This window comes from Paraburkholderia sp. CNPSo 3272 (assembly GCF_024206495.1).
Taxonomy (GTDB): domain Bacteria; phylum Pseudomonadota; class Gammaproteobacteria; order Burkholderiales; family Burkholderiaceae; genus Paraburkholderia.
This window is the reverse complement of record NZ_JAMBPQ010000002.1, coordinates 234,646-259,331: the sequence shown is the minus strand read 5'-3', so window position 1 is coordinate 259,331 and position 24,686 is coordinate 234,646. Positions and strand designations below refer to the sequence as shown.

At 65.8% G+C, this 24,686-nt stretch carries 17 protein-coding genes; 14 read left to right on the top strand and 3 right to left on the bottom strand.

Annotated features, from left to right (window positions below):
* The first annotated feature begins 33 nt into the window (after positions 1 to 33).
* The 7 genes from M3I53_RS03500 (at position 34) to M3I53_RS03470 (ending at position 11,313) form a co-directional block, all read left to right on the top strand.
* Positions 34 to 1,428 (top strand): NarK family nitrate/nitrite MFS transporter, encoded by a 1,395-nt coding sequence (locus tag M3I53_RS03500; RefSeq protein WP_254314574.1) that lies wholly within the window; start codon positions 34 to 36, stop codon positions 1,426 to 1,428.
* 169 nt (positions 1,429 to 1,597) lie between these two features.
* Complete coding sequence (locus M3I53_RS03495) at positions 1,598 to 5,323, top strand: nitrate reductase subunit alpha (RefSeq protein WP_254314573.1); 3,726 nt, start codon at positions 1,598 to 1,600, stop codon at positions 5,321 to 5,323.
* Positions 5,320 to 6,873: a nitrate reductase subunit beta gene (gene narH / locus M3I53_RS03490; protein ID WP_254314572.1), complete on the top strand. Its 1,554-nt coding sequence runs from the start codon at positions 5,320 to 5,322 to the stop codon at positions 6,871 to 6,873. The genes M3I53_RS03495 and narH overlap by 4 nt, the downstream gene beginning before the upstream one ends.
* Positions 6,874 to 6,888: 15 nt before the next feature.
* Positions 6,889 to 7,590, top strand: coding sequence for a nitrate reductase molybdenum cofactor assembly chaperone (narJ, locus tag M3I53_RS03485; protein ID WP_254314571.1), 702 nt, complete (start codon positions 6,889 to 6,891; stop codon positions 7,588 to 7,590).
* A complete protein-coding gene (narI, locus tag M3I53_RS03480; RefSeq protein ID WP_254314570.1) occupies positions 7,587 to 8,270 on the top strand; it encodes a respiratory nitrate reductase subunit gamma in 684 nt (227 codons plus the stop codon). Before narJ ends, narI begins: the two co-directional genes overlap by 4 nt.
* 267 nt (positions 8,271 to 8,537) lie before the next feature.
* The gene (locus M3I53_RS03475) at positions 8,538 to 10,547 is read left to right on the top strand and encodes a type IV pili methyl-accepting chemotaxis transducer N-terminal domain-containing protein (protein WP_254314569.1); all 2,010 of its coding nucleotides are present in this window, start codon (positions 8,538 to 8,540) and stop codon (positions 10,545 to 10,547) included.
* 70 nt (positions 10,548 to 10,617) lie between these two features.
* A complete protein-coding gene (locus tag M3I53_RS03470; RefSeq protein WP_254314568.1) occupies positions 10,618 to 11,313 on the top strand; it encodes a response regulator transcription factor in 696 nt (231 codons plus the stop codon).
* 30 nt (positions 11,314 to 11,343) lie between these two features.
* Here the strand turns inward: M3I53_RS03470 and M3I53_RS03465 are convergent, their stop codons facing one another.
* On the bottom strand, positions 11,344 to 12,429 hold the full coding sequence (locus tag M3I53_RS03465; protein WP_254314567.1) for an AI-2E family transporter: 1,086 nt from the start codon (positions 12,427 to 12,429) through the stop codon (positions 11,344 to 11,346).
* A gap of 112 nt (positions 12,430 to 12,541) precedes the next feature.
* The gene (gene uvrA, locus M3I53_RS03460; protein WP_254314566.1) at positions 12,542 to 15,433 is read right to left on the bottom strand and encodes an excinuclease ABC subunit UvrA; all 2,892 of its coding nucleotides are present in this window, start codon (positions 15,431 to 15,433) and stop codon (positions 12,542 to 12,544) included.
* A gap of 187 nt (positions 15,434 to 15,620) precedes the next feature.
* On the opposite strand from uvrA, the gene M3I53_RS03455 reads away from it, so the two are divergent.
* From M3I53_RS03455 to M3I53_RS03430, 6 genes are all read left to right on the top strand, one after another.
* Positions 15,621 to 16,829: an MFS transporter gene (locus M3I53_RS03455; RefSeq protein ID WP_375542455.1), complete on the top strand. Its 1,209-nt coding sequence runs from the start codon at positions 15,621 to 15,623 to the stop codon at positions 16,827 to 16,829.
* Positions 16,830 to 16,978: 149 nt separating this feature from the next.
* Positions 16,979 to 17,527, top strand: coding sequence for a single-stranded DNA-binding protein (locus tag M3I53_RS03450; protein WP_254314565.1), 549 nt, complete (start codon positions 16,979 to 16,981; stop codon positions 17,525 to 17,527).
* 263 nt (positions 17,528 to 17,790) lie between these two features.
* Complete coding sequence (hcp, locus tag M3I53_RS03445) at positions 17,791 to 19,458, top strand: hydroxylamine reductase (protein ID WP_254314564.1); 1,668 nt, start codon at positions 17,791 to 17,793, stop codon at positions 19,456 to 19,458.
* Positions 19,459 to 19,475: 17 nt separating this feature from the next.
* A complete protein-coding gene (locus tag M3I53_RS03440) occupies positions 19,476 to 20,498 on the top strand; it encodes a 2Fe-2S iron-sulfur cluster binding domain-containing protein (RefSeq protein ID WP_254314563.1) in 1,023 nt (340 codons plus the stop codon).
* 154 nt (positions 20,499 to 20,652) lie between these two features.
* The gene (locus M3I53_RS03435; RefSeq protein WP_254314562.1) at positions 20,653 to 21,321 is read left to right on the top strand and encodes a transcriptional regulator; all 669 of its coding nucleotides are present in this window, start codon (positions 20,653 to 20,655) and stop codon (positions 21,319 to 21,321) included.
* Complete coding sequence (locus tag M3I53_RS03430; RefSeq protein WP_254314561.1) at positions 21,318 to 22,289, top strand: threo-3-hydroxy-L-aspartate ammonia-lyase; 972 nt, start codon at positions 21,318 to 21,320, stop codon at positions 22,287 to 22,289. Before M3I53_RS03435 ends, M3I53_RS03430 begins: the two co-directional genes overlap by 4 nt.
* Positions 22,290 to 22,300: 11 nt before the next feature.
* On the opposite strand, the gene M3I53_RS03425 is transcribed toward M3I53_RS03430, so the two are convergent.
* Positions 22,301 to 23,176 (bottom strand): LysR family transcriptional regulator, encoded by an 876-nt coding sequence (locus M3I53_RS03425; RefSeq protein WP_254314560.1) that lies wholly within the window; start codon positions 23,174 to 23,176, stop codon positions 22,301 to 22,303.
* A gap of 137 nt (positions 23,177 to 23,313) precedes the next feature.
* Between M3I53_RS03425 and M3I53_RS03420 the strand changes: the two genes are divergently transcribed.
* The gene (locus tag M3I53_RS03420) at positions 23,314 to 24,636 is read left to right on the top strand and encodes an MFS transporter (protein ID WP_254314559.1); all 1,323 of its coding nucleotides are present in this window, start codon (positions 23,314 to 23,316) and stop codon (positions 24,634 to 24,636) included.
* Positions 24,637 to 24,686: the final 50 nt, after the last annotated feature.

Here is a 24,686-nt window from a genome sequence, read left to right as displayed (position 1 = left end):
CGCGTGTGCGGCGCCTACTGAACGAGCACAATCATGTCCAAGTATCTCCTGACCCAATGGGAGCCCGAGAACACCCGGTTCTGGCAGGCTTCCGGCGAGCAGATCGCCAACCGTAACCTGTGGATTTCGATTCCCGCCCTGATGCTGGCGTTCGTGGTGTGGTCGCTGTGGAGCGTCACGGTCGTCAATCTCGACAAGGGCGGCTTTCACTTCACCAAGAACGAACTCTTCTGGCTCACGGCGCTGCCCGCGCTTTCGGGCGCCACGCTGCGCATCTTCTATTCGTTTCTCGTGCCGATTTTCGGCGGCCGCCGCTTCACGGCGATCTCAACGGCGAGTCTGCTGATCCCGGCCATCGGTATGGGCTTCGCGCTGCGCGATCCGTCCACCTCGTATTCGACGCTGCTCGTGCTCGCCTTGCTGTGCGGTCTGGGCGGCGCGAACTTCAGCTCGTCGATGGCGAACATCAGCTTCTTCTTTCCGAAGGCGCGCAAGGGTTTTGCCACCGGCCTCAATGCAGGCATCGGCAACCTCGGCGTCTCGCTCGTGCAGTTCGTCACGCCGATCGTCATTTCGACAGCCGTGTTCGCCGGCCTGCTCGGCGACGGGCACACCTACGTGAAGGACGGCGTCGAGCACAGCATCTGGCTGCAGAACGCCGGCTTCGTGTGGATTCCGCTCATCGTCGTCTCCTCGTTCGCCGCGTGGTTCGGCATGAACGACATCGCCGACGCGAAGGCCTCGTTCAGCGAGCAGGCCGTGATCTTCCGCCGCGCACACAACTGGATCATGTGCTTTCTCTATGTGGGCACGTTCGGTTCGTTCATCGGTTTCTCGGCCGGCCTCGCGCTCCTCACGAAGGCCGAGTTTCCTGCCATCAACCCGACTGCATGGGCCTTCCTCGGGCCGCTCGCCGGCGCGCTCACGCGCCCCGTCGGCGGCTGGATCTCCGACAGGCTCGGCGGCGCGCGCGTCACGCTCTGGACCTTCCTCGCGATGATCGTCGCGGTGATAGGTGTGATCGCGTTCCTGCCGGGCGGCGCGCTGGGCGGCGCACAGGGCAGCTTCGCCGGCTTCCTCGCGATGTTCGTCGTGCTGTTCGCGCTCACCGGTGTCGGCAACGGTTCGACCTTCCGCATGATTCCCGTGATCTTCCTGACGCAGCATCAACGCGCCGCGAAGAGCAAGGGTGATGACGCACATCGCGGCGCGCTCGCCGAAGCGGGCAAGGAATCGGCGGCGGTGCTCGGCTTCGCGGGCGCGATGGGCGCGTACGGCGGCTTCTTCATTCCGAAGAGCTTTGGCTCGTCGCTCGACATGACCGGCTCACCGGTCGGCGCGCTCGTGTGCTTCATCGGCTTCTATGTGGTGTGCGCGGTGGTGACGTGGTTCTTCTATGCGCGCCGCAACGCGTCCACGCCTTGCTGAACCGGATTAGTCCTTTGGGAGTAGTGCGAACTCTCCCGTTGATGAATGGGCAGGCAGGTGCCTGCTCGCCATACTCGGAACGATACGAGCGCGAGGCGCCAGGCTTGCAACGCGAGCGGGCGGCGACAGGCGCGATCGATCGATTCCAGCAGCAGTCCCGGAGAACCTGATGAGCTATTTTCTGGACCGGTTGAAGTTCATGTCGCGCGTGAAGTCGACGTTTTCAAAGGGCCACGGCGCGGTGGTGAACGAGGACCGCAAATGGGAAGACGGCTATCGCAGCCGCTGGCAGCACGACAAGATCGTGCGCTCGACCCACGGCGTGAACTGCACGGGCTCGTGCTCGTGGAAGGTCTACGTGAAGAACGGCCTGATCACGTGGGAAACGCAACAGACCGACTATCCGCGCACGCGCGCCGACCTGCCCAATCACGAACCGCGCGGCTGCCCGCGTGGCGCATCGTATAGCTGGTACGTGTATTCGGCGCAGCGCGTGAAGTACCCGATGATCCGCGGGCGTCTGATCGAGATGTGGCGAGAGGCGCGCAAGACGCTCGACCCGGTCAAGGCATGGGCTTCGATCGTCGAGGACCCGAAGAAGGCGGCGCACTACAAGCGCGCGCGCGGCCAGGGCGGCTTCGTGCGTGCCGGGTGGGACACGGCCACCGAGATGATCGCGGCGGCCAACGCCTACACCATCGGCAAGTACGGTCCCGATCGCGTGATTGGCTTCTCGCCCATTCCCGCAATGTCGATGGTCTCGTACGCCGCGGGCGCGCGTTATCTGAGCCTGATCGGCGGGGCGTGCCTGTCGTTCTACGACTGGTATTGCGACCTGCCGCCTTCCTCGCCGCAGGTGTGGGGCGAGCAGACCGACGTGCCCGAATCGGCCGACTGGTACAACTCCACCTATCTCATGGTGTGGGGCTCGAACGTGCCGCAAACGCGCACGCCCGACGCCCACTTCTACACCGAGGTCCGCTACAAGGGCACGAAGACGGTGGCCGTGTCGTCCGACTTCGGCGAGATGGTGAAGTTCGGCGACATCTGGCTCGCGCCGAAGCAGGGCACCGACGCGGCGCTCGCGCTCGCAATGGGCCACGTGGTGCTCAAGGAGTTTCACGCAACGGCGAAGTCCGCGTACTTCCGCGATTACGTGAAGCAGTACACCGACATGCCGATGCTCGTCACGCTCGCGAAGCGCGATGGCGCGTTCGTGCCGGACCAGTTCCTGCGCGCGTCGCAACTCGCCGCAAATCTCGACGAGGCGAACAACCCGCAGTGGAAGACGCTCGCCATCGATTCGACCACAGGCGACATCGTCGCGCCGAACGGCTCGATCGGTTTCCGCTGGGGCGAAGGCGAGCACGACGGCGGCAAGAAGGTGGGCCGCTGGAACCTCGAAATGAAGGACGGCGGCAGCGGCCGCGAAATCGATCCGCGCCTTTCGCTCGTCGATCAGCATGACGAAGTGATCGAGGTGGGCTTCCCGTACTTCGGCGGCGAGCATGGCGCGCTGCTCGCGCGCCGCGTGCCCGTGAAGCGCGTGGCGCTCGCGGACGGCACGAGCGTGCTGGTCGCCACCGTCTACGACCTGCAGATGGCCAACTACGGCGTCGACCAGGGGCTTGGCGGCCCGAACGTCGCGTCCTCGTATGACGACGACGTGCCCTGCACGCCCGCATGGCAGGAGAAGCACACCACGGTACCGCGCAAGCTCGTGATCCAGGTGGCGCGCGAGTTTGCCGACAACGCCGACCGCACGCGCGGCAAGAGCATGGTGATCGTCGGCGCGGCGCTCAATCACTGGTATCACAACGACATGATCTACCGCGGCATCATCAATCTGCTGATGATGTGCGGCTGTATCGGCCAGAGCGGCGGCGGCTGGGCGCACTACGTGGGCCAGGAAAAGCTGCGTCCGCAGTTCGGCTGGGCGCCGCTCGCGTTCGCGCTCGACTGGTCGCGCCCGCCGCGCCAGATGAACGGCACGTCGTTCTTCTACAACCACACGAGCCAGTGGCGTCACGAAAAGGTGAGTCTGGACGAGATCCTCGGCCCGGGCGCGGACCGCGAACGCTACAAGAACCTGTCGATGCTCGACCTCAACGCGAAGTCCGAGCGCATGGGCTGGCTGCCTTCGGCGCCGCAGCTGGGCGCCAATCCGCTCGACGTGGTGGACGCGGCGCAGCGCGCAGGCGTGCCGCCGGTGCAATACACCGTCGATCAGCTGAAGTCGGGCGCTCTGAACTTCGCCTGCGACGACCCCGACAATCCCGCGAACTTTCCGCGCAACATGTTCGTGTGGCGCTCGAACATCCTGGGCAGCTCGGGCAAGGGGCACGAGTATTTCCTCAAGTACCTGCTCGGCACCCAGAACGCGCTGTTCGGCGACGAAGCCGATGCGATCAAGCCCGCCGAAGTGAAGGTGCGCGAAGCGGCCGAAGGCAAGCTCGACCTGCTCACTGTGCTCGACTTCCGCATGAGCACCACGTGCCTTTACGGCGATATCGTGCTGCCTTCGGCCACGTGGTACGAGAAGGACGACCTCAACACGTCGGACATGCACCCGTTCATCCATCCGCTTTCGGAGGCGGTGCAGCCGCTGTGGGAGAGCAAGACCGACTGGGAGATCTACAAGGCCATCGCGAAGAAGTTTTCGGAGATCGGCGGCGCGCATCTGGGCAAGCGCATGGACCTCGTGTGCACGCCGCTCATGCACGACACGCCGGGCGAACTCGGCCAGGCGTTCGAGCCGAAGGACTGGCGTCTTGGCGAATGCGATCTGATCCCTGGCAAGACCGCGCCTTCGATGACGCTCGTGGAGCGCGACTATCGGGAGATCTACAACAAGTTCACCTCCGTCGGGCCGCTGCTCGAGAAGCTGGGCAACGGCGGCAAGGGCATCAACTGGAACACCGTGCACGAGGTGGGCGAGTTCGCGCGGCTCACGGGCATCCAGCAGAACCGCGGCGCGGCCGAGGGACGCCCGCGTCTGGAAACGGCCATCGACGCCGCCGAGATGATCCTCACTTTCGCGCCGGAAACCAACGGCCACGTAGCGGTGAAAGCGTGGGACGCGCTCTCGAAGATCACGGGCCGCGATCACACGCATCTGGCCGCAGGCCGCGAGCACGACAAGATCCGCTTTCGCGACGTGCAGGCGCAGCCGCGCAAGATCATCTCCGCGCCTACGTGGTCGGGGCTCGAATCGGAAGAAGTGAGCTACAACGCGGGCTACACGAACGTGCACGAGCTGATTCCCTGGCGCACGCTCACGGGCCGTCAGCAGTTCTATCAGGATCATCGCTGGATGCTCGATTTCGGCGAGGGCCTCTGCAACTACAAGCCCGCCATCGACACGAAGACGACCTCGCCCATGCTCGGCGCGAAACCCAACGGCGAGCACGAACTCGTGCTGAACTGGATCACGCCGCATCAGAAGTGGGGCATCCACTCCACGTACACAGACAACCTGCGCATGCTCACGCTGTCGCGTGGCGGCCCGCACGTCTGGGTCTCGGAAGCCGAGGCGAAGGAGGCGGGTCTCGTCGACAACGACTGGGTCGAGGTGTTCAACGTGAACGGCACGCTCACCGCGCGCGTCGTGGTGAGCCAGCGCGTGCCGCGCGGCATGTGCCTCATGTATCACGCGCAGGAAAAGATCATCAACGTTCCCGGAGCGGAAACGAGCGGCATGCGCGGCGGCATTCACAACTCGGTCACGCGCACGGTGCTCAAGCCCACGCACATGATCGGCGGCTACGCGCAACTGGCGTATGGCTTCAACTACTACGGCACCGTTGGCAGCAACCGCGACGAGTACGTAATCGTGCGCAAGATGAAGAAGGTCGAGTGGCTGGAAGGCCCGATGAAGGAAGGAGCAGCATCATGAAAATCCGCGCCCAGGTGGCGATGGTCCTGAACCTCGACAAGTGCATCGGCTGCCATACATGCTCCGTCACGTGCAAGAACGTGTGGACGTCGCGCGATGGCGTCGAGTACGCGTGGTTCAACAACGTGGAGACGAAGCCCGGCATCGGCTATCCGAAGGAATGGGAGAACCAGGAGAAGTGGAACGGCGGCTGGGTCCGCAACCCGAACGGCAAGCTCGAGCCGCGCCAGGGCCCGAAGCTCAAGGTGCTGGCCAACCTGTTCGCGAACCCGAACCTGCCCGGCATCGACGACTACTACGAGCCGTTCACGTACGACTACGAGCATTTGCAGAAGGCGCGCCTCTCGCAGACGCCGCCCACTGCGCGCCCGGTGTCGGTCATCACCGGCAAGAAGATGGACAAGATCCATTGGGGTCCCAACTGGGAAGACGATCTGGGCGGCGAGTTCGCCTCGCGCAGCCGCGACAAGCTGTTCGAGAACGTGCAGAAGGAGATGTATTCGACCTTCGAGAACACCTTCATGATGTACCTGCCGCGCCTGTGCGAGCACTGCCTGAATCCCGCGTGCGTGGCGTCGTGCCCTTCGGGCTCGGTGTACAAGCGCGAAGACGACGGCATCGTGCTCGTCGACCAGGACAAGTGCCGCGGCTGGCGCATGTGCATCTCGGGCTGCCCGTACAAGAAGATGTACTTCAACTGGAAGAGCGGCAAGGCCGAGAAGTGCATCTTCTGCTATCCGCGCATCGAGGCGGGGCAGCCTACCGTCTGCTCGGAAACGTGCGTGGGCCGCATCCGCTATCTGGGTGTGATGCTTTACGACGCGGACCGCATCAGCGAGGCGGCATCGGTTGAATCGACGCAGGATCTGTATCAGTCGCAGCTCGACGTGTTCCTCGATCCGCACGATCCCGCCATTCAGGCCGAGGCGCGCCGCCAGGGCGTGCCGCAGAGCTGGCTCGACGCCGCCATGCGCTCGCCCGTGTACCGCATGGCGCTCGAGTGGAAGATCGCGTTCCCGCTGCACCCCGAGTACCGCACGCTGCCGATGGTCTGGTACGTGCCGCCGCTTTCGCCGATCCAGTCGGCCGCGGACGCGGGCCATATCGGCATGGACGGCGTGATTCCCGACGTGGCGAGCCTGCGCATTCCCATGCGCTATCTCGCCAACCTGCTGACCGCCGGCGACGAACAGCCCGTGATTTCGGCGCTCAACCGCATGCTGGCGATGCGCGCCTACAAGCGCGCCCAGGCCGTGGACGGCGTGAACGACAACGCGGTTCTCGCGCGCGCGGGTCTCACGCCCGAGCAGGTCGAGGACATGTACCGCACCATGGCGATTGCGAACTATGAGGACCGCTTCGTCGTGCCGTCGTCGCACAAGGAAATGGTCGAGGACTCGTTCAACGAGAAGGGCAGTTGCGGCTTCTCGTTCGGCAACGGGTGTTCGGGCGGCGTTTCCGAGGGCTCGCTGTTCGGCTCGAAGGTCGAAGGCAGCGTGGCGTATGTCGATATGCCGAAGTCGCGTCGCAAGACGCCGTCTGAAGCTTGAGCGGGGGGCACCATCATGTCGATTTATCCGGTTCTCTGCGCGCTGCTCGACTATCCCGAGCAGCCCTTGCTCGACGCGCTCGACGAGATCGAAGCCGCGCTCGAAGCCCTGCCGAACGGCGCATTCGGAGTGCACGAACTGGCGCCGCTCATCGCGGCGCTGCGCGAGCGCTCGCTCGTCGAGTCGCAGGAAGCGTACGTGGCCACCTTCGACCGCAATCCGCGCCACTCGCTGCATCTGTTCGAGCACGTGCATGGCGAGAGTCGCGCGCGCGGCCAGGCGATGGTCGATCTGCTCGACGAATACCGCAACCATGGCCTCGACATCGCGACGAGCGAACTGCCCGACTACGTGCCGCTCTTTCTCGAAGTGCTCGGCCTGATCGGCGAGGACGAGTCGCGCGCGCTGCTCGGCGAGGCGATTCACGTGCTTGCCGCGCTTGGCAATCAGCTCGAGAAGAGTGAAAGCCCCTACGCGGGCATCTTCACGGTGCTGTGCGAGCTGACCGATGTCGAGCCGCTGCCGCTCGTGGACGCTCCCGTGCGCGACATGGACGAGGCGCTCGAACGCTTCGGCACCGGCGCGGACGGCGTGGAGCCGCTCACGCACGCGTTCGGCGCGAGCAACTCGCCGCAGGTCGTTCAATTCCACCCGCGAGCGCAGTTTGCCGCGACCACTGCGACCACTGCGGCTGCCTGCGCAAAGGAATCGCCATGAACACGTTCAATCAGTTTTTGTTCGGCATCTATCCGTATATTGCCGCCGCCATCTTCCTGTTCGGCAGCCTCGCGCGCTTCGAGCGCGAGCAGTACACATGGAAGGCGGACAGCTCGCAGTTGCTCTATCGCGGGCATTTGCGGCTTGGCAATATCCTCTTTCACGTCGGCGTGCTCGGGCTCTTCTTCGGACATCTGTTCGGTCTGCTCACGCCCGTCGCTGTGTGGGACTGGCTCGGCGTGCCGCACGCGGTCAAGCAGCTCGTGGCAATGGTCGCGGGCGGCGTGATGGGCTCGATGTGTCTGGTGGGCCTCGCGATCCTGCTGCACCGGCGGCTTTCGAACGCGCGCGTTTCGGCCGTCACGCGCGTGGGCGACAAGGTGCTGCTGTTGTGGCTGCTCGTCACGCTGCTGCTCGGGCTGAGCACCATCGGCGAATCGGCGAGCCATATGGACGGCGCGATGATGGTGCGGCTCATGACCTGGGCGCAGCACATCGTCACGTTCCGCGGCGACGCCGCGAGCTTCGTGACAGACGCGCCGCTCATCTTCCGCATGCACCTCTTCATGGGCATGACGCTGTTCGTCATCTTCCCGTTCACGCGGCTCGTCCACGTGTGGAGCGGGTTCGCCTCGATCACCTATCTCTCGCGCGCCTGGCAGCTCGTGCGCAGCCGCTAGCGGTCGACGTTTGCCTCCGGACGGCCGTGGGGATGGCCGTTCTTCGCGGGGAGCGAGCCCTCTCGCATTCCCCGCTTTTTTTCGATGCGCAGAGGCCCGGGGCGCGCAACGTGATTCGCCGGGGCTCGCCCGGGAGGCAGGCGATCTGACGCATAGTGTCGCAGTTGGCCGTGCAGACCGCGACATAGCGCGCGATCGGTTGCACTCCGTCCGATAATGTCGGCACAGGCGCCGCCGTTTCGGCGCAGCCGATTCCCGGTCCCGGCCATGACTCCGTCTTCCGATTCCGCAACCGCATCTGCCGCATCTGCCGCCAAGCAGGAAGCGCCGTTCCCAAGGCGGCTCTCCACGCGCATCGTTGTGCTTTCCACGGTGGCGCTCGCGCTCGTGCTCGCGATGATCAGCGGCACGCTCTGGCTTTCCTGGCAGCTCGAGGGCGGCGGCGCCGCGATCAACGACGCGGGCAGCCTGCGCATGCGCGCGCACGCGGTGGCGATCGCTCTATGGGAAGCCCGCACGGGCCAGCCCTCGCAAGTCGATGCCCAGATGCGCCAGCTCGACGAGACGCTGCGCGAATTGCGCGACGGCGATCCGGCGCGGCCGCTTTTTCTTCCCACCGATGCCGGCATCCACGCGCAGTTCGAACGCGTCGCGAGTGCCTGGAACCAGACGCTCAAGCCCGCTGCGCTGAGCGACCTCGCCGGCAGCGGGAGTGAGCCCTCGACGTACATCGGCCTGCTGCCCGGCTTCGTCGACGACGCGAACCGGCTCGTCAGCCTGATCGAGCGCGAGAACGCCCGCAAGACCGCGTGGCTGCGCATTTCGCAGGTCGCGCTCGCGGCGCTGTCGTGCGTGGGCACGATGGCGATCGTCTATCTGCTTTACCAGTGGTTCGTGGCGCCCGTGCAGCGCTTGCAGGACGGGCTCGCGCGCATCGAGGCGCGCGAGTTCGACACACGGTTGCCGGTCGAAACGTACGACGAGTTCGGCCATCTCACGCAAGGCTTCAACCGCATGGTCGCGGAGTTGCAGGCGCTGTACCAGGACCTTGCCGGGCGCGTGGACGCCAAGACCGCGCAACTGGCGGCGCAAAACCGCGAACTCGCCACGCTCTACGAGATGGCGGCGTTTCTCAACACGCCGGGCCCGGCGGAAACCCTGTGCCACGATTTCCTCACGCGCGTGATGCGCGAATTCGACGCCGACGGCGGCACGGTGCGCGTCGTTTCGCCTGACGACGGCAATCTGCATCTGCTCGTCTCGGAAGGCATGCCCGAATCGATCACGCGCGCGGAGCAGTGCATGCCGGCGGCGGACTGTGCTTGCGGGGGTGCCACGGCCGAGGCGCCAGTCGTATTCGGCCTGATGGCGCAGCCAGGCGCGCGCGCGGGCGGGGGAGAAAGCGGCGAGAGCGCAATGAGCGCAATGAGCGGGGCTTTCACGCAGCGCTGCCTGAAGGCAGGCTTCGTGAGCGTCGCGGTGTCGGCCATCGTCGCGCAGAACGAGACGCTTGGCACGTTCTCGTTGCACTTCCGGCGCGAGCGGGAGATTCCGCCGTCGGGCGTCCAGCTGCTCCAGACGCTCGGCCGCCACCTGGGTGTCGCGCTCATGAACCGGCGGCTCGTGGCGCTCGGGCGCCAACTGGCCGTGTCCGAGGAGCGCAATCTCGTCGCTCAAGGGCTGCACGACAGCATCGCGCAAGGCCTGAGCTTCCTGAAGATGCAGGTGCACCTGCTCGATGGGGCGGCGCAGCAGGGCGACCTCGACGAGATCCGCGAGATCGTGCCGCTGCTTGCGGGCGGCGTGGAGGAAAGCTACGACGACGTGCGCGAACTGCTGCTGAATTTCCGCACGAAGCTCGGCCCGGGCAAACTGCGCCTCGCCGTGGAGGACACCGTGGCGCGCTTTCGCCGCCAGTCGGACGCCGAGCTGACGCTCGACTATCGCGACGAAGACGGGCCGCCGCTGCCTCCCGACCAGCAGTTGCAGGTACTCTTCGTGCTGCAGGAGGCGCTCTCGAATGCGCGCAAGCATGCGCAGGCGCTGCACGTACAGGTGAGCGTCGTGAACGCGCGCGACTTCCGCCTGACGATCGAAGACGACGGCGTGGGCTACGATCCCGCCGATATCGCCTCGCGCGGCGAATCGCACGTGGGCTTTCACATCATGCATGAGCGCGCGAGACGTCTTGCCGCCGTGCTCACGCGGCAGAGCGCGCCGGGTCGCGGCGCGCGCGTCGAACTGGTGCTGCCCGCGGCGAGCCGCATGGCCGCGTGAATGCAGCCAATGAACCTGGCCGACGGCGTTACGGTCAGAACGGAAGCCATCGCGAAAGACATCGATCCCCATGACCATACGCATCCTGCTCATCGACGACCACACGCTCTTTCGCTCGGGCGTGAGCGCGCTCCTGCAGCGCCAGCCTGATCTGAAGGTGGTCGGCGAGGCGTCGGACGGCGTGGAAGGCGTCAAGCGCGCGAAGCAGCATCTGCCGGACGTCATCCTGCTCGACCTGAACATGCCGGGCCTCTCGGGGCTCGAAACGCTGCAACTGCTGGTGGAAGATTTGCCGGACACGGCGGTCGTGATGCTCACCGTCTCCGAGGAAGCCGACGAACTCACCGCCGCGATGCGCGCGGGCGCGCGTGGCTTCCTGCTCAAGAGCATCGACGCCGACGCACTGGTGGCGGCGATCCGCAAGGCCGCGAGCGGCCAGCCGGTCATTACCGAGCACATGACAGCGAAGCTCGTGGAGCAGATGCGCAAGCCTGCGCAGTCAACCAGCGGGACCGGCACGGCTGGGGCCGCGCGCGCGAGCGCCGAGACGCTCACGGCGCGCGAGCGCGACATCGTGCGCGAGCTGGCGCGCGGCGCGAGCAACAAGGAGATTGCGCGTGCGCTCGACCTGGCGGAGAGCACGGTGAAGATTCACGTGCGCAACATTCTGCGCAAGCTCAATCTCACGAGCCGCGTCCAGGTGGCGATCTACGCCATGGGGCACAGCGGCATGACCGATGTACCCGGCGAGCCGCGCGGGGGCTGAGGGCCGCTCGCGGGCCTGGGAGAAAGCGGCTCAGACGAGTCGCAGATAGATCAGTTCGCGCTTGATATACGCGTAGAAAATCGGCGCGGCGATCACGCCTTGAATGCCGAACGCGGCTTCCATCACGAGCATCGCGACGAGCAGCTCCCACGTGCGCGCCTCGATCTGCCCTCCCACGATGCGCGCGTTCAGGAAGTATTCGAGCTTGTGGATCAGGATGAGGAACACCAGAGCCGTGACCGCCGCAGGCAGGCTCACGGTGAGCGCGATGGCGACGATCAGCGTGTTCGAAATCAGATTGCCGATGACGGGCAACAGGCCCACCACGAAGGTCACCACGACCAGCATCTTCGCGAGCGGCAGCGGCGCGTGGAACAACGGCAGCGCGAGCAGGAGGAATAGGCCGGTGAACGCCGTGTTGATGGCCGAAATCTTCACCTGCGCGAACACGATGCGGCGGAACGCGTCGGCGAAGCGCGACACGCGCGCGACGAAGGCGGTGGAAAGCGGCAGCCGCGTGGCGTTCTTCTGCGCGCCAATGGCGATGATCGCGCCGATGATCATGCCGATCACGATATGCCCGAAGATGCGCGCGGCGTTCTTGCCGCCCTGGCCGAGCTGGGTGGCGTGCTCGTGCATGAGCGCGAGCGCCTTGAGCTTCATCTGGGCGACGTCCACGGGCAGATAAGCGGCGATAGACTCGGGAATGCGCCCGCGCGCCTGGTCGACGAACGTCATCATCTGCGCCATGACCTTCTGCACGCTGGGCACGTCGCTTTCGAACTGCTCGATGACGCCCACGGTGAGCCCCGTGAGGACGCCCACGATCACGATGGAAACCAGCACCACCGAGAGCCAGCGTGCGCGGCTGCTCGACATGCGCCGCTCGACGATGGGCGAAATGGTATGAACGAGCTGGAAGACGAGCATGCCCGCGAGCAGTGCGCCGAGCAGGTTCAGGTGCAGCACTGCCAGCATGCCGGCGAGCGCAGCCACATAGCTGCCGATTTCCACTGCCGAAAGCTTCGGCAGGCTCATGTCGCTCGTGAGCCTGACCGGGCGTGGCCGCAGGTCGCGCACCTGTTTATCTTCGGTCGCTTCGTTGCGCTTGACCATGTTGGGTATTTTCCGTCTCCAAACTTCGGGGGCGCACGCGCCCCCGACCCGTTGTTGCTGCAGCTATTTCTACTGCTAAATTTCCGGCCCGGTTGTCAGGCCGCCTGGCGGGTTACTTGCCCGAGGCCGTGTCCAACGCGGCGATCTGGCGCTTGAGCAGCGGCGCGAGATAGCGGCCCGTGAAGCTTGCCTTCGACTTCGCCACCTGTTCGGGCGTCCCCTGGGCCACGATCTGCCCACCGCCCGCGCCGCCTTCCGGTCCCATGTCCACGACCCAGTCGGCGGTTTTGATTACATCGAGATTATGCTCGATGATGACCACCGTGTTGCCCTGATCTCGAAGCCGGTGAATCACTTCGAGCAAAAGCGCGATGTCGTGGAAGTGCAGGCCCGTGGTCGGCTCGTCGAGTATATACAGCGTGCGGCCCGTGTCGCGCTTGGAAAGCTCGAGCGAAAGCTTCACGCGCTGCGCCTCGCCGCCAGAGAGCGTGGTGGCGGACTGGCCGAGGCGGATATAGCCGAGGCCCACATCGAGCAGCGTCTTGAGCTTGCGCGCCACCACCGGCACCGCCTTGAAGAACTCGTAGGCGGCTTCCACCGTCATGTCGAGCACTTCGCTGATGTTCCGGCCCTTGTATTGAATCTCCAGCGTCTCGCGGTTGTACCGCTTGCCGTGGCAGACGTCGCAGGGCACGTACACGTCGGGCAGGAAGTGCATTTCTACCTTCAGCACGCCGTCGCCCTGGCAGCTTTCGCAGCGTCCGCCCTTCACGTTGAACGAGAAGCGGCCCGACTCGTAGCCGCGTTCCTTGGCGGCCGGCACGCCCGCGAACAGTTCGCGGATGGGCGTGAAGAGGCCCGTGTAGGTGGCCGGGTTCGAGCGCGGCGTACGCCCGATCGGCGACTGATCGACGTTGATGACCTTGTCGAAGTGCTCGAGGCCCTCGATCGCCTCGAACGGCGCCGGTTCAGCCGACGATCCATACAGATGCTGCGACACGGCGTGATAAAGCGTGTCGTTGATGAGCGTGGACTTGCCCGAGCCCGAGACGCCCGTCACGCAGGTCAAAAGACCGACGGGCAGGTCGAGCGTCACGTGCTTGAGGTTGTTGCCGTAGGCCTCGACGATGCGCAGGCGGCGCTCGCCGGGCTCGAGGCGCTCGTCGGGATAGTCGATGCGGCGCGCGCCCGAGAGGTACTGGCCCGTCATCGAGGCCGGATCGTGCTCGACCTCGCCTGGCGTGCCTTGCGAAATCACCATGCCGCCGTGCTCGCCCGCGCCCGGACCCATGTCGACTACGTAGTCGGCCATGCGGATCATGTCCTCGTCGTGCTCGACGACGATCACCGAATTGCCGAGGTCGCGCAGGTGCTTGAGCGTGGAGATCAGGCGGTCGTTGTCGCGCTGGTGCAGGCCGATGGACGGCTCGTCGAGCACATACATCACGCCCGTCAGGCCCGAGCCGATCTGCGAGGCGAGGCGGATGCGCTGCGCCTCGCCGCCGGAAAGCGTCTCGGCGCTGCGCTCGAGCGAGAGATAGTCGAGCCCGACGTTATTGAGGAACATGAGCCGCGCGACGATTTCCTTGACCACCTTGTCGGCAATCTCGCGCTTTGCACCTTCGAGGTGCAGCGTCTGGAAGTAGCCGAGCGTGTCGCGCAGCGGCCAGCCGCTCACTTCATAAATGGCACGCGCCTCTTCGCCCGCGCCAATGCGCACGAAACGCGCTTCGCGGCGCAAGCGCGTGCCTTCGCAGTGCGGGCAGGCCTGGTTGTTCTGGTACTTCGAAAGCTCCTCGCGCACGGCGGCCGAGTCGGTCTCGCGGTAGCGGCGCTCCAGGTTCGGGATGATCCCTTCGAACACATGCTCGCGTACCGAAGTGCGGCCGCGCTCGTTGATGTACGAGAACGGAATCTCCTGCTTGCCGGAGCCGTAGAGCAGAATCTTGCGCACTTTCTCCGGCAGGTCCTCGAACGCGGTGTCGATGTCGAAGTCGTAGAACGCGGCCAGGCTCTGCAGCATCTGGAAGTAGAACTGGTTGCGCCGGTCCCAGCCCTTCACGGCGCCCGCCGCGAGCGACAGCGACGGGTGCGCGACCACGCGCTTCGGATCGAAGAACGTGATCTGGCCCAGACCGTCGCACTCGGGGCACGCGCCCATCGGGTTGTTGAACGAGAAGAGGCGCGGTTCCAGTTCCGGCAGCGAATACGAGCAGATCGGGCAGGCGAACTTCGAGCTAAAGAGGTGCTCGCGGTTCGTGTCCATTTCGAGCGCGATGGCGCGGCCGTCGGCCAGACGCAGCGCGGTTTCGAACGACTCCGCGAGGCGCTGCTTCATGTCGGGGCGCACCTTCAGGCGGTCCACCACCACGTCGATGGTGTGGCGCTCGCTCTTCTTGAGCTTGGGCAGCGACTCCACCTCGTAGATCTTCGCTTCCCCTTCGTTGGCCGTGCCGCCGCCCGAGCGCACCCGAAAGCGCACGAAACCCTGCGCCTGCATGTCGTCGAACAGCTCGGCGTGCTCGCCCTTGCGGTCCACGATCACGGGAGCCAGGATCATCAGCTTCGTTTCTTCGGGCAGCGCGAGCGCGGCGTCCACCATCTGCGAGACGCTTTGCGACTCCAGCGGAATCTCGTGGTCCGGGCAGTAGGGCGTGCCGATGCGTGCGTAAAGCAGCCGCAGGTAGTCGTGGATCTCAGTGACGGTGCCGACGGTCGAGCGCGGGTTGTGCGACGTCGCCTTCTGCTCGATGGAAATCGCCGGCGACAGACCCTCGATCAGGTCGACGTCGGGCTTTTCCATGAGCTGCAGGAACTGGCGCGCGTAGGCCGAGAGGCTTTCCACGTAGCGGCGCTGGCCTTCCGCGTAGAGCGTGTCGAACGCCAGCGAGGACTTGCCCGAGCCCGAAAGCCCGGTGATCACCACGAGCTTGTGGCGCGGCAGGTCCAGATTGACGTTCTTCAGGTTGTGGGTTCGGGCCCCACGGATACGGATCTGTTCCATGAACCTGCGGGAGAAAGGGAAACCAAACCTGCTACTATAACGACTTTTCCAGACCGCCGTTACGGCTTGCTGACGGTCTTTGAAAGGGCCCGGAGCGGCAAGTGCAAGGGTCTCGAAAGAGGCGCGTCAGGGGGCGTCCCGGTCAACAAACGTGTGGGCACTCGCGGTCCAAACACATAACGCTCCGATGTCCTCCAATTCACCCGCTACATCTTCACGCATGAGCGCGCCCGAGTTGCGCGCGACCGTCTCGCTGGCGGCGATCTTCGCGCTGCGCATGCTCGGTCTTTTCATGATCATGCCGGTGTTTTCCGTCTACGCGAAAACTATTCCCGGCGGCGACAACCTTCTGCTGGTCGGCATCGCGCTCGGCGCGTACGGCGTCACGCAGTCGCTTCTCTATATTTTCTACGGCTGGGTTTCCGACATGGTGGGCAGAAAGCCCGTCATCGCGACCGGCCTCATCATTTTCGCGATCGGCAGCTTTGTCGCGGCGGGCGCGCACGACATGGTGTGGATCATCGTCGGGCGGGTGATCCAGGGCATGGGCGCGGTATCGTCGGCCGTGCTGGCGTTCATCGCCGACCTGACCGCCGAGGAGCACCGCACGAAGGCCATGGCGATGGTGGGGGGTTCGATCGGCATGTCGTTCGCCGTGGCCATCGTCGGCGCGCCGATCGTGTTCCATTGGGTCGGCATGAGCGGCCTGTTCGCGCTGGTCGGGGTGTTCTCGATTCTCGCGGTGGGCGTGGTGATCTGGGTCGTGCCCGACGCGCCCAGCAAGCCCGTGCACGTGCGCGCTCCGTTCGCCGAGGTGCTCCACAACGTGGAGCTGCTGCGCCTGAACTTCGGCGTGCTCGTGCTGCACGCCACGCAGACGGCGCTCTTTCTTGTCGTGCCGCGCCTGCTGGTGGACGCGGGCCTGCCGGTCGCGTCGCACTGGATGATCTATCTGCCGGTCATGGGCCTCGCGTTTGTCATGATGGTGCCCGCCATCATCGTCGCGGAGAAGCGGGGCAAGATGAAGCCCGTGCTCGTTTCTGCGATCGGTCTTATCCTGATCGGCCAGCTTTTGCTCGGCTCGCTCGCGCATACACTTGTCATCGTGGCGGCCGTGCTGTTCGTGTACTTCCTCGGCTTCAACATCCTGGAGGCTTCGCAGCCTTCGCTCGTGTCGAAGCTCGCGCCGGGCAATCGCAAGGGCGCGGCTACGGGCGTGTACAACACCACGCAGTCGATCGGGCTCGCGCTCGGCGGCGTCGTGGGCGGATGGATACTCAAGCACGAGGGCGCGAGCGCCGTGTTTTACACCTGCTCGGGGCTCGTCTTGTGCTGGCTTATAATCGCGGCCAATATGAAGGCGCCGCCCAAGCGGGCAGAAGCCACGCGGGCTTGACCCGGGCGGGCCTGAGTTAGAACCAGCGGTTCACAGCAACGCAATTCGCGGAGGCGGTCCGCGGCCGGTGAAGGCGCATGAAACATCAGGCGCTCGCCGGCGCGCACCGCGCGGCCGCTCCTCGCAACGGAATCAAACAGGAGAAATTCATGGCATCCGTGAACAAGGTGATCCTCGTCGGCAACCTCGGCGCCGATCCGGAAGTGCGCTATCTGCCGAGCGGCGACGCCGTGGCGAACATTCGCCTCGCCACGACCGACCGCTACAAGGACAAGGCGTCCGGCGAGTTCAAGGAAATGACCGAATGGCACCGCGTGTCGTTCTTCGGGCGCCTGGCCGAGATCGTCTCGGAGTACCTGAAGAAGGGCTCGTCGGTGTATATCGAAGGCCGCATCCGCACGCGCAAGTGGCAAGCGCAGGATGGCACCGACCGCTACTCGACGGAAATCGTGGCCGATCAAATGCAGATGCTGGGCGGCCGCAGCGGCGGCGCCTCGATGGGCAGCGACATGGGCGACGACGGCGGCTACAGCCGTGAGCAATCCGCACCGCGCGGCGGCGGCCGTGCCGCAGGTGGGAACAGCGGTGGCGGCGCGCCGCGTTCGAGCGGTGGCGGTGCTGGCGGCGCCGGTGGCGGCCGTTCGAACGCGCCGGCTGGCGGCGGCTTCGACGAGATGGACGACGATATTCCGTTCTAAAACGTCCGAACGCATCTAGCAGGATCTGAAGCCCCGACTCGACCTTGCGGTCGAGCCGGGGCTTTTCATTTGTGCGTGCGGGTCGAGCGGCGACTGGCTGCGACGTTTTCGCACACACAGTCGCTTCTCCGCCTCAAGCGACACCTTTTCTGATTTTTGTCACGGCAAAACTCCCGCCGGCGCGCGACCATTAAAAAGATGCATTGCCCTTGCATCTTACAAGACTGCTCGCGCCGTCACCCCACAAGGAAAAGGAGAAAGCCGTGTTTTGCTATCAATGTGAACAGACCGACCGCACCCAGGCCACACCGGGGTGCGCCTCGGCCAGGGGTAACTGCGGCAAGGACGCCACGACTGCGGATCTGCAGGACCTGCTGATCTACGCGGCCAAGGGCATAGCACAGTATGGCGCGCTCGCGCGCGGCCTCGGCAGCCCCGATCGCGAAGCCGACCGCTTCATGCTCTACGCGCTGTTCACAACGCTCACCAACGTCAATTTCAACGCCAGCCGTTTCGTGGCGATGCTGCGCGAGGCCGCGCAACACCGCGATCGCGTGAAGTCGAGCTGCGAGGCGCTCGCGCTCGCGCAAGGCGTCGCCGCTGCGCAGCCGGGCGGCGCCGCGCTCTGGCGACCGGGCAACGATCTCGCCGAACTGCAGGCGCAGGCCGCGCTCGTCGGCATTCGGGCTGGACTTCCGAAGGTGGGCGAGGACGTCGTGGGCTTGCGCGCCCTCGTGCTCTACGGCCTCAAAGGCGTGTGTGCCTACGCCCATCACGCGCGCGTGCTCGGATACGAGAGCGAAGAGGTCTACGCGGGCGTGGAGGCGGCGCTCGTGTTTCTCGCGGGCGAACCCACGCAGGCCGGCGATATCCTTGAACATGCGCTCGCGCTCGGCAACCTCAACCTCAAGGTCATGGAACTGCTCGATGCGGCGAACACGGGCCGCTTCGGCATGCCAGAACCCGCTGCCGTGCGCGTGACGCCGGCGGCGGGCAAAGCCATCCTGGTTTCGGGACACGACCTCGGCGATCTGGAGGCGCTGCTCGAAGCCACCCAGGGCACCGGCGTGCAGATCTACACGCACGGCGAGATGCTGCCCGCGCATGCTTACCCCAAGCTCAAGGCCTATCCGCATCTGGCAGGCAACTGCGGCGGCGCATGGCAGGACCAGCAATCGGACTTCGCGAACTTCCCCGGCCCGATCCTGATGACGTCCAACTGCCTGATCGAGCCGCTGCCGCAGTATCGCCAGCGCATCTTCACCACAGGGCCGGTAGGCTGGGCCGGCGTGCGCCATCTCGAGCATCACGCGTTCGCGCCGGTCGTGCAGGCCGCGCTCGCGCTGCCGGGCTTCCGCGACACCGCGCCGGAAGAAACCATCACAATCGGCTTTGCGCGCAGCACGGTGCTCGGCGTGGCCGACAAGGTGATCGACGCGGTGAAGGCCGGCCAGATCCGCCACTTCTTTCTGATCGGCGGCTGCGACGGCGCCGCACCCGGCCGCAACTACTACACCGAGTTCGCCCAGGGCGCGCCCGACGACACCGTCGTCATGACGCTCGGCTGCAACAAGTACCGCTTCAACCGCCACGAGTTCGGCGACATCGGCGGCATTCCGCGCCTGCTCGATCTGGGCCAGTGCAACGACAGCTACTCGGCGATCCAGATCGCCATCGCGCTCTCGAAGGCCTTCGACTGCGGTGTGAACGATCTGCCGCTCACGCTCGTGGTGTCGTGGTTCGAGCAGAAGGCCGCCGCGGTGCTGCTCACGCTGCTCGCGCTCGGTCTGCGCAACATTCATCTCGGACCGACGTTGCCCGCCTTCCTCACGCCGAATGTCCTCGACATCCTCGTCAAGCAGTTCGGCATCTCGCCGATCGGCGAGGCGCAAGCGGACCTCGCCGCGGCGCTCGCACGCAAGGCTGCTTGAGCGCGGGTGAAAACGTCATGAGTTATCAAATCGAGCTCACCACGCGCGACGGCCAGGCGTTCGGCTTCGCATGCGAACCGGGGCAGGACGTGCTGAGCGCGGCCGCGGCGGCGGATATCACGCTGCCCTCGCAGTGCCGGCGCGGCAGTTGCGGCGCGTGCCATGCCACCGTGACCGAGGGGGCGTACACGCTCGGCGACCACAGCGCGGACGCGTTGCCGTCCGGCGACCCGCAAGCGGTTCTGCTGTGTCGCACGAGACCTTCGGCGGACTTGCGCGTCGCCGCGCCGTACGACGGCACGAAGGTGCTGCTGCAGCCGGTTGCCGCGCGCGCGGCGCGCATCGCCGCGCTGGAAACGATCGCCGACGGCACGCGCCGTCTCGAACTGCTGCTCGATGCCGACGACACGAGCGGCAGCGCCGCCGAGTTCGAGGCGGGCCAGTTCGCGGAGCTTGAGTTGCCGGAAGGCGGCGTGAAGCGCCCGTTCTCGCTTGCCAACACGAGCAACTGGGAAGGGCGCCTCGAATTCCTGATCCGGCTGCGGCCGCAAGGCAAATTTTCGGCGTATCTGCGCGAGCGGGCGCAGCCGGGCGACGTGCTCACCGTTCACGGCCCGCAGGGCGGGTTCGGGTTGATCGCCGATAGTCTGCGCCCGCGCTGGTTCGTCGCGGGCGGCACAGGTTTGGCGCCCGTGCTCTCGATGCTGCGCCGCATGGCCGAATTCGGGGAAATCAACGACGCGCGACTCTTTTACGGCGTGAATCGCGAGAGCGAGCTGTTCCTGCTCGACGAACTGGACGCGCTTCGGGCGGCGCTGCCGCAACTGCACGTCGAGCTTTGCGTGCGCGACGCGGGTGATGGCTGGCAAGGCTCGCACAGCACTCCCGTCGACGCGCTCGCCGCGGCGCTCGCGGAGGGTGGCGCAGCGCCCGATCTTTACGTTTGCGGTCCGCCCGCGATGGTGAGCGCCGCGCAGGCGGTGGCGGCGCGCGCACGCGTGCCGTCGACGCAGTTCGTGAGCGAGCGCTTCACGGTCTGAGTAGCAATGCAGTGAGTCGTGTTTCTTCGTGTCTGATTGACCTCGCCTTCGGGCGGGGTTTTTTTTCGCGCATCGGGCGGCCAGGCACGGCAATCCTAAGCGATCAATTCAAGAGATTGACATTCAGTCATTAACTGTCAAAATGTCCAACATCATGATGCCAACCCGTAAAACCCGTTCCGGCCATTCCATTGACGAGAACGCGCTGCTCCTGCGCGAAGGCGAGAAGATCGTCGCGGCGCTCGGCCAGACGCTCGCCCCCCTCGTGGAAGTGGTGCTGCACGACCTCACGCGGCCGGAGCACTCGGTTGTGGCAATCGCGAACAATTTGTCAGGACGGCAAGTCGGCGACGCCGCCACCGAAATGGGTCTCGCGCGCATCACCGACTCCGGCTTTCCCGAAGTCGTGGCCAACTATCCGAACCGCTTTCCCGACGGGCGTCCGGCCAAAAGCACATCCATCGGCCTGAAGAACAGCGCGGGAGAGTACGTCGCGGCGCTCTGCCTGAACATGGATGTGTCGCTGATCGGCGCGGTGACAGCGGGCCTCGGTCAACTGATCCAGACCAGCGCGGCTGCGCCCGTCGCCGAAACTCTTGCGCCGCGCGGCGTGGGCTGTGTGCGCGAGGCGCTCGAACGCTTCGCCGCCACGCGCAACACCACACCCATCGGCATGACGCTCGCGCAGCGCCGTGAGGCCGTGCGCGAACTCGCGGCAAACGGAATGCTGAACCTGCGTCATGCGCTCGCCGACGTGGCCTCCACGCTCGGCGTGGCGCGCTCGACCGTCTACACCTACCTGCCAGCCGAAGAACGACCATGAGCACTCTGCCTATTACCTTCGAAGACGTCGCCGCCGCCCACGAACGCCTGCGTGGCGTCGCGCACCGCACGCCGGTTCTGACTTCCAGCACCGCGAACGAACGCGCGGGCGCGCAGCTCTTCTTCAAATGCGAGAACCTGCAGCGCATGGGCGCGTTCAAATTCCGCGGCGCCTACAACGCGATCGCGCAGTTCACGCCGGAGCAGAAGGCGGGCGGCGTGATCACGTTTTCGTCGGGCAACCACGCGCAGGCGATCGCGCTGTCGGCGCGTCTGCTCGGGGTGAAGGCCGTGATCGTCATGCCGCACGACGCGCCGGCCGTGAAGGTTGAGGCCACGCGCGGGTATGGCGGCGAGGTCGTCTTTTACGATCGCTATACCGAGGACCGCGAGGCGCTCGGCAAACGGCTCGCGGCCGAGCGCGGCCTCACGCTCATCCCGCCATACGACCACGCGCACGTGATGGCCGGGCAGGGCACCGCCGCCAAGGAGCTGTTCGAGGAAACGGGCGAGCTCGAGCTGCTGCTCACGCCGCTTGGCGGCGGCGGGCTGCTATCCGGCTGTGCGACTGCCGCGCATGCGCTCTCGCCCGCGTGCACCGTGATCGGCGTCGAGCCCGAGGCTGGCAACGACGGTCAGCGCAGCCTGCGCACGGGTGAGATCGTCCACATCGACACGCCGAAGACCCTTGCGGACGGCGCGCAAACCCAGCATCTCGGCAACCTGACCTTCGCGGTGATCCGCGAGCGCGTGAGCGAGATCGTCACGGTGAGCGACGCGGAACTCGTCGATACGATGAAGTTCTTCGCGAGCCGCATGAAGCTCGTGGTCGAACCCACCGGCTGCCTCGCTGCGGCGGCGGTGCTGCACGGCAAGGTGGACGTGCGCGGCAAGCGCGTGGGCGTGCTCATCTCCGGGGGCAACGTCGACCTGCTGCGCTTTGCCGAACTGGTTCAGTCCGCAGGCTAAAGCGCCTTAACTTAAGCGAGCAGTTCCGCGAGCGCCGCGCGCGCGTTCGTCACGTGTGCGGACTCGCCAGGCTGGCCCGGCAGCAAATGGAATTCGGCCGCGGGCAGAGCGGGCAAGCCGAATGAAGCCGGGCAGGGCATCAGTCCTTCGCCGATCGCCGACTCGTTCAGACACGAGATCCCCAGCCCCGCCTTGAGCGCGAGCTGCAGCCCGGCCACGCCCGAAGCCGAATGCGAAATCAGGTAGGGCATGCGCGCTTCGTCGAGCAACCTCACTACGCGGCGCTGCAACTGGCAGGTCGCCGGCAGCAGCACGAGCGGCCAGGGCGGCGTGAGCGCGGGCCGCTCGCGCAGCGTTTGCGTCGCGCCCACCCACACGAGTTTCTCGCGCCGTATCGACGTGCTCTTGTGCATGCCGCGGCCTTCCTCCATCAGCCGCAGCGACAAGCCGATGTCGTAGGCGTTATCGTCGGCGCTGCTGTCGATCACGGCGCTCGGCAGCACGGTCACATGCAGACGCAGGCGCGGATGCTGGCTCGCGAAGCGCCGGATGATCTCGGCGACGTCGTGCGGCCGGTAATAGTCCGTGATCGCAATGCGCACTTCGCCGTCGAGCGTGCGGCCGAGCATGTCGTCGAACGCGGCGTCGCAAAGCGCGACGATGCGGCGAGCATGGTCGAGCAGCTTCGCGCCCGCGGGCGTGGCGGCCATGCCCTGCTTGCTGCGCACGAAAAGCGGCTGGCCGACGCGCTCCTCGAGCTTCTTGAGCTGCTCGCTCACCGACGACTGAGAGAGGAACACCCGCTCCGCACCCGCCGAGACACTGCCCGCTTCTGTCACGGCGATAAACGTGCGCAGCTGCGCGAGATCGAAACCGCGTGTGTTCATTGATTCAGCTTGATCCGGTGCGTTTCATGCCATTTCATGATTCGGAAATTCCGAATATACGAATTGGAATTTCCCGCTTTTCCGATAGATGTTGCGCCTCTACGATGCCCTCAGTCAATCGTTTTCTGGAGGTCAGCATGGGACGCAGTACGACGCGGGGCGCGGCGCACCGCTGGAAAGTGCTCGCGGTGGGTGTGGCGGCCAACGCCAGTTTTGCGGCGGCGCTTGGCGGCATTCCGGCAACGGGCGTGTTGATCCGCTCGGACTACCGCATCGGCACGGGCGAACTGGGTGTCGTGCTCGGCATGCTCGGACTTGGGATCGTGCTAAGCGAGCTTCCGTGGGGACTCCTGACTGATCGCTGGGGCGACCGGCGCGTGCTGCTCACGGGGCTTTCGACGACAGCGCTCGCACTCGTCGTAATGGCGCTCTGGGGCGCACCGGCGGGCGCGCACACGCCTGGTGCGACGACGCTCGCGGCTGGCCTGCTCGCGCTCGGCCTGCTTGGCGGCAGCGTGAACGGCTCGAGCGGGCGCGCGGTGATGGCGTGGTTCGCAACACACGAGCGCGGCCTTGCGATGAGCATCCGCCAAACCGCCGTGCCAACCGGCGGCGGGCTTGGCGCGCTCATGCTGCCCGCGCTTGCCGAGCATGCGGGATTCGCGGCCGTCTACGGGGTGCTCGCCGCGATGTGTGTGGTCTCCGCCGTGCTGACAATCGTCTGGCTGCACGAACCCGCGCAGGAGCAGGACGCCGGGCATGCGCCGCTTGTCGCTCACGAAGCGCTCGCGCAGGCACAACGCGCAGTCTCGCCGCTGCGCAGCGTCACGGTGTGGCGCATGGTGACGGGCATTGGCGTGCTGTGCATTCCGCAGGTGGCCGTACTCTCGTTCGCGAGCATTTTTCTGCACGACGTCGGCCATGCGGGTACGGCGGCAGTCAGCGCGACGCTTGCAGCGGTGCAGGGCGGTGCCGCGTTCATGCGTGTGTACGGCGGGCGTTGGACCGATCGGCACGGCGACCGGCGCATCTGGTTGCGCGGCTGCGCGGCGCTCACCGTCGCGCTGTTCGTTGTGCTTGCGGCGTTGACGGCTTTTGCGTCGCCAGCGCATCGTGCCAGCACAGTGTTCGTCACGCTGCTCGCCGCGGTGATCGTCCTTGGCGGTATCGCCGCTTCCGCCTGGCACGGCGTTGCCTTCACAGAACTCGCGACGCTCGCAGGCAACGGTCGCGTGGGAACTGCACTCGCAATGGGCAACACCGGCGCATTCGTTGCGTTCTTCGTCGCGCCTTCGGCGATCCCGCTGCTGTTGTCGTGGTTCGGTTGGCCGGCGGTCTGGGCGGCGGCTGCGCTGTGCGCCGCGCTGGCATGGCCCGCATTCGCGGCGCCGCGCGGGCGCAGCGACGCCGGACGCACTGGCGGGAGTCGACAACGCACTCGCGCGCGTGCCGCAGTTTGACAGCACGGAACACAAGCAATCTTTAACGTTTCGGAAATCTCCGATTTCGA

Coding starts and splice junctions, on each gene's coding strand:
- M3I53_RS03500 (WP_254314574.1), top strand. CDS start 34: ATGTCCAAGTATCTCCTGACCCAATGGGAGCCCGAGAACACCCGGTTC.
- M3I53_RS03495 (WP_254314573.1), top strand. CDS start 1,598: ATGAGCTATTTTCTGGACCGGTTGAAGTTCATGTCGCGCGTGAAGTCG.
- narH (WP_254314572.1), top strand. CDS start 5,320: ATGAAAATCCGCGCCCAGGTGGCGATGGTCCTGAACCTCGACAAGTGC.
- narJ (WP_254314571.1), top strand. CDS start 6,889: ATGTCGATTTATCCGGTTCTCTGCGCGCTGCTCGACTATCCCGAGCAG.
- narI (WP_254314570.1), top strand. CDS start 7,587: ATGAACACGTTCAATCAGTTTTTGTTCGGCATCTATCCGTATATTGCC.
- M3I53_RS03475 (WP_254314569.1), top strand. CDS start 8,538: ATGACTCCGTCTTCCGATTCCGCAACCGCATCTGCCGCATCTGCCGCC.
- M3I53_RS03470 (WP_254314568.1), top strand. CDS start 10,618: ATGACCATACGCATCCTGCTCATCGACGACCACACGCTCTTTCGCTCG.
- M3I53_RS03465 (WP_254314567.1), bottom strand. CDS start 12,429: ATGGTCAAGCGCAACGAAGCGACCGAAGATAAACAGGTGCGCGACCTG.
- uvrA (WP_254314566.1), bottom strand. CDS start 15,433: ATGGAACAGATCCGTATCCGTGGGGCCCGAACCCACAACCTGAAGAAC.
- M3I53_RS03455 (WP_375542455.1), top strand. CDS start 15,621: ATGTCCTCCAATTCACCCGCTACATCTTCACGCATGAGCGCGCCCGAG.
- M3I53_RS03450 (WP_254314565.1), top strand. CDS start 16,979: ATGGCATCCGTGAACAAGGTGATCCTCGTCGGCAACCTCGGCGCCGAT.
- M3I53_RS03440 (WP_254314563.1), top strand. CDS start 19,476: ATGAGTTATCAAATCGAGCTCACCACGCGCGACGGCCAGGCGTTCGGC.
- M3I53_RS03435 (WP_254314562.1), top strand. CDS start 20,653: ATGATGCCAACCCGTAAAACCCGTTCCGGCCATTCCATTGACGAGAAC.
- M3I53_RS03430 (WP_254314561.1), top strand. CDS start 21,318: ATGAGCACTCTGCCTATTACCTTCGAAGACGTCGCCGCCGCCCACGAA.
- M3I53_RS03425 (WP_254314560.1), bottom strand. CDS start 23,176: ATGAACACACGCGGTTTCGATCTCGCGCAGCTGCGCACGTTTATCGCC.
- M3I53_RS03420 (WP_254314559.1), top strand. CDS start 23,314: ATGGGACGCAGTACGACGCGGGGCGCGGCGCACCGCTGGAAAGTGCTC.